Below are 10,745 nucleotides of genomic sequence, written 5' to 3'. Positions count from 1 at the left end.
ACATAAAATTAAACAAACCAAAAACAATAAGAACAACTAAAAACAATTCAACAAAACCAACAAAATATTAAAAAAAACTCACATAAAAACACAAAAAATAAAGAAAAAATCAATAAAATAGAACAAATAAAGAAACATTAAATGCGAATCCTCATATTTTTAAGGAAAATAAATAACCTTAAAATGCAAGCCACGAACTAAGTTATATAACAATAATATTAGGAGAATAGTTAATGTAAGTTAATGTAACATATTCAACAGAAACTACCATGATTTAAATTTATTATGAATTATGATTTTAGTAATAATTAATTTTTCAGGAGACAAAATTTTTAAACACTCTTTTCACACAATTTGTTCAAATGGTTATACGATTGAGAGCTTAGTGTCATGACAATTTAATATTATAGTTTTAAATATTTCGTTATCTTTTTAATTAAGCTTTAATTTTATTTATTCAGCTATCTTATGTGAAATTAATAATATAAACATTTAAAATTAATGGTCATGACATTAGATAATCTTAAGGGTAAAGAGTATAATAATGCTAAGTATTATGTGGATTATGTGAGTACAATTTTAAACAATACTAATCCTATTAAGAATGAGTATTGTGTTTAGAAAAATTAGTAGATTAATGGAGATCAATGATCTTGAGCTATAATTGGACAAGCTATGAATTATATTGATCATATTATATTTTATTATTTATTTTTTATTTAGCCTTATTTTCATTATTTTTTCATAATATTTACTTTATATTCTGTATATTTTCATATTCATGCCTTATTATTTCATATTATTAATATTAATTTAATTATAGCAATCATAAACTTTAAATATTATTCTTTTAATATTTGTTAGTAGTTATTATATATTATTAATTAAATGTTTCTGTTCAATAATGTTTATGATATATTTTATAATTAGGGGTTGTTATGGAGAAATATTTATGTTTCGGGGTCTTGAAAATGGAGTTAAAAGCAATAGACGTGTATGGTTTTTGTTTTTACTAGCATTATTTCTTTTTGTAGTGGTTTCATCTGTTAGTGGTGCTGATGTTACGGTTTCAGGTAATTCTTTTACTGATGTTGAAAGTTCTTTCAATTCAGGAGATATTGTTCATTTAGGTAGTAAAACTTATGTTTCTGATGGTAATAGGATTGATGTAGATGTGAATAATGTTGCTTTTTTAGGTAACAAGAATAATCATGCTGTTTTTGACGGTAACGGTAATGGTGCGGCTATTTTTGATGTTACTGGTCGAAATATTACTTTTAAATATATTGATTTTATAAATGTGAAATCTAATTCTTCTGGAGGATGTATCAGGTCAACTAACACCATATATGTTGATAACTGTATTTTTAAAGATAATGAAGCTGAAAGTGGCACTGGTATTGGTTTATTTGGTGGAAATAATTCCGTAATTGAAAATTCTGTTTTTATTAATAATCATGGTATTAATCCTGGTTCTGATGATTATATTGAAGGCGGAGCCATTGATACCCATGCCAATAACACTACAATTCGTAATTGTTCCTTTGAAAATAATTATGCTTTAAATAGAGGAGGAGCAATTTCTCTAGTTTTTGGTTTTGATCAAGTTATTGACTGTGTATTTAAAAATAATTCTGCCCCAGATTCAGGAGCAGTTTACAGTAGAAACTCCACAATAACCATTAAAAACTGCACATTCCAAGATAATATTGCTGATTCTCATGGTGGAGCTGTTTTCTCAAGAGCATCAAATGTAACCATCACAAACTCCAAATTCACAAACAACACTGCTGTGAATAATAGTGGTGGGGCTATCTATCACAACCCCACAGAAATGACTGTTAGCTTTAAACTAACAAACTCTACTTTTAAAGATAATAGTGCTGATACTGGTGGAGCAATATATTCTTCTGGTTCCATGTCAATAGATGACTCTGAGTTTTTAAATAATAGTGCTATTAGGTCTGCAGGTGCGATTCGTGCTGGTGAAGACTTAAAATTAACAAGATCCACATTTTCAGGAAATACCGCAGGAGCCAATGGAGGAGCATTATACTCAAGAAATAAAACAACCATCACTAACTGCAAATTCACCAATAACAAAGCAGGAACCAATGGAGGAGCTATTTACTCATTAGACAATGTTGAAATAAATAACTCAAACTTCACAAACAACATTGCAAATAACTCAGGAGGTGCAATATACACCAATGCCCAAATTAAACTCACAGATTGCCTCTTTTTAAACAATACTGCAGACTCTGAAAATGGAGGAGCAATATACTTAGTTAAATCAGCCATTTTAAAGAACACCACTTTTAAATCTAATAAAGCTGACTTAAACGGTGGATCAATCTATGCTGAAGAAGAATTAAACATAACTGGCAGTGATTTTGAGAACAATAATGCAGATAACGGTGCTGCTATTTATGCAATGGAATTACTAAACATCGTTAACTCTAATTTTATAAACAACGGTGCTAACAGCTATGGTGGAGCAATTTATTCCAAAAGTACTTTAAAATCAGATAAAAGCACTTTTTCAAGTAATTCTGCTAAATATGATGGTGGAGCAATATATGCTCTATCCAATACAGATATAAAGAACTCTATCTTTAATAATAACAATGCTATCTACGGTGGTGGGGTTTTCACTAACTCCACTTTAATTTTATCCAGTTCTAATTTCACAAAAAATCATGCTAACAATTCTGGAGGGGCAATCTACTCCAAAAAACCATTAAAAATTACCAATGGTATTTACAGTGAAAACAGTGCAGATGATGATGGAGGAGCTATTTACTCAGAAAATGATACAGATTTATCTGGAAAATTAACTTTCAAATCCAATGTAGCAAAATCTGGCAATGGTGGAGCATTATATTCATTTAAACCTACAAACATTAGTTCTATTACTTTTGAAAACAATAAAGCAGGACTAAATGGAGGAGCAATTTACACCATATCCAATACGAATATAAAGAACTCTGTTTTTAATAATAATAGTGCTGTGTACGGTGGTGGGGTTTTCACTAACTCTAATTTAACTCTATCTACTTCTAATTTCACAAAAAATCATGCTAACAATTCTGGAGGAGCAATCTACTCCAAAAAACCATTAAATATTACCAATGGTCTTTACAGTGAAAATAGTGCAAACGATGATGGCGGAGCTATTTACTCAGAAAATGATGTTGATTTATCTGGAAAATTAACTTTCAAATCTAATATAGCGAAATCTAGCAATGGTGGAGCGTTATATTCATCTAAATCAATAAATATAAGTTCTATTAGTTTTGAAAACAATAAAGCAGGTTTAAATGGTGGAGCTATTTATGCCCTATCCAATACGAATATAAAAAACTCTGTTTTTAATAATAACAGTGCTATCTATGGTGCTGGAGTTTTCACTAACTCTACTTTAACTCTATCTAATTCTAATTTCACAAAAAATCATGCCAGTAAGTCTGGAGGAGCAATCTACTCTGACAAACCATTAAAAATTACCAATGGTGTTTACAGTGAAAATAGTGCAGATAATAATGGTGGAGCTATTTTCTCAGAAAATGATGTGGATTTAACTGGAAAATTAACTTTTAAATCCAATGTAGCAAAGTCTGGTAATGGTGGAGCTTTGTATTTATCTAAATCTACAAATATAATTTCTATTATTTTTGAAAACAATAAAGCAGGTTTAAATGGTGGAGCTATTTATATTACTTCCACTATCACAGTTTCTAATTCTAAATTTAATCGTAACTCTGCATCTAATGGTGGAGGATTGTATTCAACATCAAAAGTAAATATTTCTAAGTCTATTTTCACTTATAATATTGCTCGCAGTAGTGCCAATGGTGGAGGAATCTATTCTACTGGTAATGGTTCTAAGATTTCTGATTCTGTTATAAATTACAGTACAGGTCACGGAATATTGATTCTTGCTAATTCATTAATCATTGAAAACAATATTATTAGTGGAAATAGTAATCGAGGATTATATTCTACTACCAATTATTCCATAATTCGCTCTAACACAATAAATAACAATAAACACAACGGTATCTCAGTCACTGGTCATAACAACCAGATATTATCTAATAAATTCACTGGAAACCGTGAAGGTATTGATCTAACTGGAACTAACAATGAAGTTAAATATAATACTGTAAGCAGTAGTAAATCCCGTGGTATATATGTAAAAGGCAACAGAACAATTGTTTATTGCAATAACATGTCAAATAATAAAGATAATGGTATTTATATAGCTGGTAATAGTTCAGATATTTATATGAACAATATAAAGTCCAATAATGTAGGTTTAACAGTTTATGGTAACAATACTAATGTTTCAAAAAATACTTTAAATTCTAATAAGCATCAAGGCATTCTAATAAACGGTAACAATACTAATTTAAGTTATAATAATATAAAGAGTAGTGGGAAATCAGGTATTGATCTAACTGGAAATGATAACAATGTTAAGTATAATACTGTAAGTAATAGTAAATCTCATGGCATATATGTAAAAGGTAGCAGAACAGCTGTTTATTATAATAATATCTCAAATAATAAAGGCACTGGTGTTTATATAGATGGTGATGATTCAGATATTTATATGAACAATGTAAAGTCTAATAATGTAGGTTTAGCAGTTTATGGTAACAATGCTAATGTTTCAAGAAATAGTTTAAGCTCTAATAAGCATCAAGGCATTCTAATAAACGGTAACAATGCTAATTTAAGTTTTAATAATGTAAAGAGTAGTGGGGAAGCAGGGATTGATCTAACTGGAAATGATAATAATGTTAAGTACAATACTGTAAGTAGTAGTAATTCCCATGGCATATACATAAAAGGCAGCAGAACAGTTGTTTATTATAATAATATCTCAAATAATAAAGGTAATGGTATTTACATAAATGGTAATAGTTCAGATATTTATATGAACAATGTAAAGTCTAATAATGTAGGTTTAACAGTTTATGGTAACAATACTAATGTTTCAAAAAATACTTTAATTTCTAATAAGCATCAAGGTATTTGGTTAAGTGGTAGTAATTCTAATTTAAGTTCTAACAATGTAGCTAGCAATGGTGAATCAGGTATTGCTATTTTTGGTAATAATTATTACATTTATAATAATTTCATGACTAAAAATAAGTACAATGGTCTTAAAATTACAGGTTCCAATGGAATTATTTTAAAGAATAACTTTACTAATAATAAAATTCGAGGAATACTTGTTAATGGTAGTAAATTAGCTGTAAATTCCAATATTGTAACTAATAATAAAGCTGCTGGTATACTTTTATATACTAACAATTCAAACATAACATCTAACACAGTTAAAAACAATAAAGAAGGATTATATGTTATTGGAAACATTAACAAAATTCACAAGAACACTCTAAATTCTAATAAGCTTCAAGGAATTCTAGTGAAAGGTAATAGTAATAATATAACTTCTAATACTGCAGTTAGCAATGGTGAATCAGGTATTGCTATTTTTGGTAATAAATATTATGTTAATCTTAATTCTGTATCTAAGAATAAGTATCATGGTCTTAAAATCACTGGCTCTTATGGCATTATTTTAAAGAATGAATTAAATAGTAATAAGTTTCAAGGTTTAAATGTTGCAGGTAATGAAACAGAGATAAAATATAACAATGCATCTAATAATAAGAAAACAGGTTTATTGATTAACACTAACAAATCGAATATTTCCTATAATTTAGCTAAAAACAATAATGGAGGATTATACGTTAATGGTAACAATAACAACATATTTTACAACACTAAATTAACTCTAAATCTAAAATATGGTTTATATATTAAAGGAAATAATAATGAAATCTATAAAAATAAACCCTATTCCAATAAAGGTAAAGGTCTAGTTATCGTAGGAAATAAAAGCATTATTCAAAATAATACCATAACCAGTAACTTTAAGTCTGGAATTTCTGGTAAAGGTCATAAAAACCAGATAAGATACAATGAAATCACTACTAATTCCAAGGGAGGAAAATACTGTGATTTTTATTTTAAAGGGAATTATAACAATTTCTACAAAAACACAGTTACAGAAAACAAATTCCATGGATTACATATATCAGGTAAGCACAATAACATAAATCAAAACCATTTCAATAAAAATAAGAACACACAACTAATCATCGAAGGCTCCCATAACAATGTAACCTCTAATGAAATCTTAAAAGGCCATTACATTGGAATGGCTATTTATGGAAAATATACTAAAGTTAAAGGTAACATCGTAAATGAAAATAGTGAAACAGGACTACATATTTCTGGAAACCAGAGTAATATAATTAATAACACTATTAAATCTAATGGTCGAGGAATAAGTATTAATAAAGCTTACAATAACAAAATAATACAAAATATCATAAGATCCAATGCTCAAGGAATTTATTATAATGCTTCACTTAATTATATACAATATAACAATATTGTTAATAAAAAATACAACTTACACTTTACAAAAGGTAAATTAAATGCCAACTACAACTGGTGGGGTAAAAATGAGCCGTATAAAATTAAAGGTATTAAAATTAGGACATATGCTATTGCAAAGCTCCTTGCCCCTGATAAGTTGAAGAAAAATATTTGGCATACAGTTACTATTTCATTTAGAGATAATAAAAACAAAAAATTGAATTTATCTATTCCTGCTTTAAATGTGGAATTAAGTTTTGCTAAAGGTAAAATTGAGAACAAATCTTTAGTTGTTAAAAACAATAAAGCAACGACTAAATTTAAGATTTCAAAAAATGGAATTTATACTTTAAAGGCAAATGTAGACTATCAACCACTTAATAAATCATATTTCTTGTTATATGGCAATGTTTCTTATTCATTGAATAAGAAAGGTGGTTTTGATGTTTTACTTGGTTCTGTTCTTTCTTCAATGTCCAAACCCATGAACACTGACAAGTTTCAAAAATCTTTGGATGTTTCTTTGAAAGCTTTAGAAAAATTTAAATCTCCTAGTAAGTCTTCAACTCAGTCTTCTGATAAGTCGCTCTTAGACGATATTGGTAGTTTTTTTAATCAGAAATTGTTTAAAATACCTTATTATGATGATATAAAGAAATTGCCTGGTGGGAATTATTTAGCTGGTTTGATTGATGTTGCTTTAGGTACAGATGATGGTGCTGTCACACCTTTGACTCTAGTGTTTTTAGCTGTAAGTTTTATTCCTGGTGGTGTTGCTTTTTCTAGAGGCGCACAAATTTTCAAAGGAATGAGTAAATTAGGAAATATTGCAAGGAGATTAGAAAGGAATAAACTCATAAAATCTTTTCTATCTAATTGGACGAAAATTTCTAAGGCAGGGGCTGCAATTTTCGATACTATAAGTGCTCTTGCTGATCCTACTAAGATTGCGGGTATGGTAGTGCTTAAAATTCTGGGTAGGGCTAATGCAGTGACAAAAATGATGAGTAAAAATGCAATGAAGTTTTTAGGTAGTGTTTATAATAATTTCATGTTTTTAACTGGTTTAGGCGATGCTTTAAAACCTGAAACTTGGAGCAATATTGCTACTAATATAAATAATGGTTATAAAACTGTTGTTAATGGATTGAGTTCTGGTACTAAATGGACTACAGGAATGCTAAACTCATTTGTTAAATGGGGAGGAAATAGTCTTAAATCATATGTTAAATCTACAGGCGGATGGTTAGTATCCACAGGCAAAAAATTAGTTAATGTTACCGTGTCTGGAGGGAAAGTTATTATTAAAAAGGCTTCAAATGTTTTGAAAAAGGGATATTCTGGTATTGTAAAATTTGGTCAAAAAATATATAATGCTTCTCCACCTTCTGTTAAAAAAGCAACTGATTTTACAATTTCTATTGCTAAGAAAATCACAAATGGAGTTTATAATTTTGGTAAAAAGGCATATAATTGGATTATGGGTAATTAAGGTTGTGATTATTTATGGGTTTATTTGATAGTATTGATGAAATGATGGCTGAAGATTTTGAAAGGTTTAATGATTTTAAAGATGTTAGTAGAATTGATGAACTTTTAGATCTTTTTAAAGGTTTGCGTAGGAATAAAGAATATAAGAAGATGTCTTTACTGGCTAATAAGGATATGGGTAAGTCTACTAATAAGTGGCGTTTTGATGAGAGTAAGATTCCTTTTATTAATGCTGCTAAGAAAGGTTTTGGTTTTTCTTTACCTATACATCTTCCTCCTTTAACTAAATTTATTGATTATGATTTTTTCAAAGCTTTTTATTCAATCATTCAAGTAAGTTATATTTATCGTTCTGGCGAGGCTTTAGATGATAAAGAATATAGGAGTATTATTTTAGGTGATATTGGTCCTCAAATTACTTATTTTGTTGAGGATTTTGATAAGTCATATGAAATGCCTATTCATTCTAAAAACTTTTTTAAGCGTTTGAAAAATGTTTATTATGCTGATAAGAGAGCTAAAAGATTAGAACATATAATATATTCACGGCTTTTTGTTACTATAACTCAAGAATTAGATAGTGTGATTTTGTTTGATAGGACTGTTGGTGCTTGTGCTATGTATTTAATGGCTTGCAATGCTTTGAAGAATAATCGTGATATTGTTACTTGTGAAGATGTTGTTGTTGCATATTTAACTACTTTCAAGATTCTTTCAATGGATATTAGGAAATATGTGCCTTTGTTGGATTGATAAGGATTTTGTTTAATTGATTTGAGGTTGTTTTTAATGTTAAGGAAAATAATGGGTATTTTAGCAGCTATTGGAACATTTTTATTGGTTATTCTAATATTCGTATTTGTTACATTATCTCTTTTCCCAGATTATACTTTTAGTAGTAATAAAATCCTTAATTTCATTTTTGTCATTTGTGCATTAACTTTTGCTTTTAAGGTATATAGTAAAATTGTGAATAATAAAAATGATGAAAAGGAATGTGTTGTGAATGAGGAAATTGAGGAATCTTCTTCCATTAATTATAAGGATAATGTTTTTGAAAATAGTGAAAAGTTTACTGATGAGGAATTAGGTATTCGTCCTGTTTCTACATTTACTAAGCTATTATTCTATTTAATTATTTTAATTGTAATCGTATGTGTTGTTTTATTAATAATTGGTACTTTTTTTAACTAATAGTTGAATTAGTAGGATAATTCTTTTAAAGTTACTTAAAATTAATTATGAACTCTAATAGTCCAATTAATAATAAATTTCAGGTTATTAATCACGATCAATTGTAGGGAATGTTTTATTATGGGTTTATTAGATAGTTGGGATGATATTTTTGAGGATTATGATGAAAAATTAACCGAGTTTTCAGATGTTGTTGGTTTTAATGAGTTGGCTGATATTTTAAGGAATTTACGTTATGATCATAAGGTTTTGATTGATTTGTCTGTTATTTGTGCTGTTGATACTAAAGAAGGGGCTTATAATGTGGATATTGGGGATGATAATATGTCTTTTATTTTAAATGCGAAAGATGCTTTTGGTTCTCCTCCTTTTATGCATTTTCCTCCTTTCACAAAGCTTCTTTCTATTCATAGTTTTAAGAACCTTTATGGTTTAGTTGAAGAAGTTTATGTTTTGAATAGTGGACATAGATTAACAGATACAGAATATGCTAGTATTTATTTAAGTGATATTGGAGAACAATTAAGTTTTAATGTTGAAAATTTTGATAAGAATCTTCCCATATCTGTTGTAGATGAAATTAGTTTTTTTAAGAAGCTTAAAAATATATCTTTTAGAGATAAAAGAGCAAAAAAAGTTGCTAAATTAATTTATAGTTATTTTTGTGTGGTTGATGGTGAAGATGATATTGGAATTTCCAGAGATTTTTCTAGATTGGTATATTTTGTTAGTTCCTATTTATCTGGTTGTAGTGCTCTGAGGAATAGACGAGATAATATTTCTTGTGAAGATGTGGTGACTGGCTATTTAACCGTGTTTAAGTTGATTAATTGTGATGTTCGTTCTTTAATTCCATTGATGGATGATTGGAAGAAATAATTAAATGCTATGCTTCATGGAATGATTTAGGCAGAATAGCTGGTGTTTTATCTTTACTTAAATAAAAGATTTTAATAGATTTTAAGCTTATTATTTAGACTTTAACTATGACTCAAATGAGGTGTTTTATTATGGGTTTATTTGATAGTTTTGATGATATTTTCGAGGATTATAATGAAAAATTAGGTGAATTTTCAGATGTCACAGGGTTTAATGAGTTATCTGATATTTTAAAGGGTTTACGTAATGATCATAAGGTTTTAATTGATTTGTCTGTTATTTGTACTGTTGATACTAAAGAAGGGGCTTATAATGTGGATATTGGGGATGATAATATGTCTTTTATTTTAAATGCTCAAAAGGGTTTTAGTTCTCCTCCTTTAATGTATTTTCCACCTTTCACAAAGCTTCTTTCTATTTCTACTTTTAAGAATGTTTATGGTTTAGTTGAGGAAGTTTATGTTTTGAATAGTGGACATAGATTAACAGATACAGAATATGCTAGTATTTATTTAAGTGATATTGGACAACAATTAAATTTTAATGTTGAAGATTTTGATAAAAATCTTCCACTACCAGTTGTAGATGAAATTAGTTTTTTTAGGAGATCTTCCATAATTCATTGATTAGTTAATTGATATTTATTGGTTTATATTGTGATGATGAAGTAATATTAAGTTAAAATAAGGATTATTATTTAGTTTATTGGGTTTTAAGTGGGT

The 10,745-nt window shown here is 28.2% G+C and carries 5 protein-coding genes; all 5 read left to right on the top strand.

Features of this window, described 5'->3' with window-relative positions:
- Nucleotides 1-952: 952 nt before the first annotated feature.
- The 5 genes from MBFIL_RS09860 (at nucleotide 953) to MBFIL_RS09840 (ending at nucleotide 10,649) form a co-directional block, all read left to right on the top strand.
- Nucleotides 953-7,951, top strand: a complete 6,999-nt coding sequence (locus MBFIL_RS09860) for a right-handed parallel beta-helix repeat-containing protein (protein ID WP_066974039.1) — start codon at nucleotides 953-955, stop codon at nucleotides 7,949-7,951.
- Between the two features lie 14 nt (nucleotides 7,952-7,965).
- Complete coding sequence (locus tag MBFIL_RS09855; protein ID WP_066974037.1) at nucleotides 7,966-8,703, top strand: hypothetical protein; 738 nt, start codon at nucleotides 7,966-7,968, stop codon at nucleotides 8,701-8,703.
- Nucleotides 8,704-8,739: 36 nt separating this feature from the next.
- On the top strand, nucleotides 8,740-9,144 hold the full coding sequence (locus MBFIL_RS09850) for a hypothetical protein (protein WP_066974035.1): 405 nt from the start codon (nucleotides 8,740-8,742) through the stop codon (nucleotides 9,142-9,144).
- A gap of 120 nt (nucleotides 9,145-9,264) precedes the next feature.
- The gene (locus MBFIL_RS09845) at nucleotides 9,265-10,023 is read left to right on the top strand and encodes a hypothetical protein (RefSeq protein WP_066974033.1); all 759 of its coding nucleotides are present in this window, start codon (nucleotides 9,265-9,267) and stop codon (nucleotides 10,021-10,023) included.
- 131 nt (nucleotides 10,024-10,154) lie between these two features.
- Nucleotides 10,155-10,649, top strand: a complete 495-nt coding sequence (locus MBFIL_RS09840) for a hypothetical protein (protein ID WP_066974031.1) — start codon at nucleotides 10,155-10,157, stop codon at nucleotides 10,647-10,649.
- The last annotated feature ends 96 nt before the right edge of the window (nucleotides 10,650-10,745 follow it).

The organism is Methanobrevibacter filiformis, from assembly GCF_001639265.1.
GTDB lineage: Archaea > Methanobacteriota > Methanobacteria > Methanobacteriales > Methanobacteriaceae > Methanacia > Methanacia filiformis.
Note: the sequence above shows the minus strand (reverse complement) of the source record. Positions and strands in the feature narration are given on the sequence as shown.

Bases quoted from the DNA above. Each gene is read 5' to 3' on its own strand.
- MBFIL_RS09840 (WP_066974031.1), top strand. From the start codon at position 10,155: ATGGGTTTATTTGATAGTTTTGATGATATTTTCGAGGATTATAATGAA.
- MBFIL_RS09860 (WP_066974039.1), top strand. From the start codon at position 953: ATGTTTCGGGGTCTTGAAAATGGAGTTAAAAGCAATAGACGTGTATGG.
- MBFIL_RS09855 (WP_066974037.1), top strand. From the start codon at position 7,966: ATGGGTTTATTTGATAGTATTGATGAAATGATGGCTGAAGATTTTGAA.
- MBFIL_RS09845 (WP_066974033.1), top strand. From the start codon at position 9,265: ATGGGTTTATTAGATAGTTGGGATGATATTTTTGAGGATTATGATGAA.
- MBFIL_RS09850 (WP_066974035.1), top strand. From the start codon at position 8,740: ATGTTAAGGAAAATAATGGGTATTTTAGCAGCTATTGGAACATTTTTA.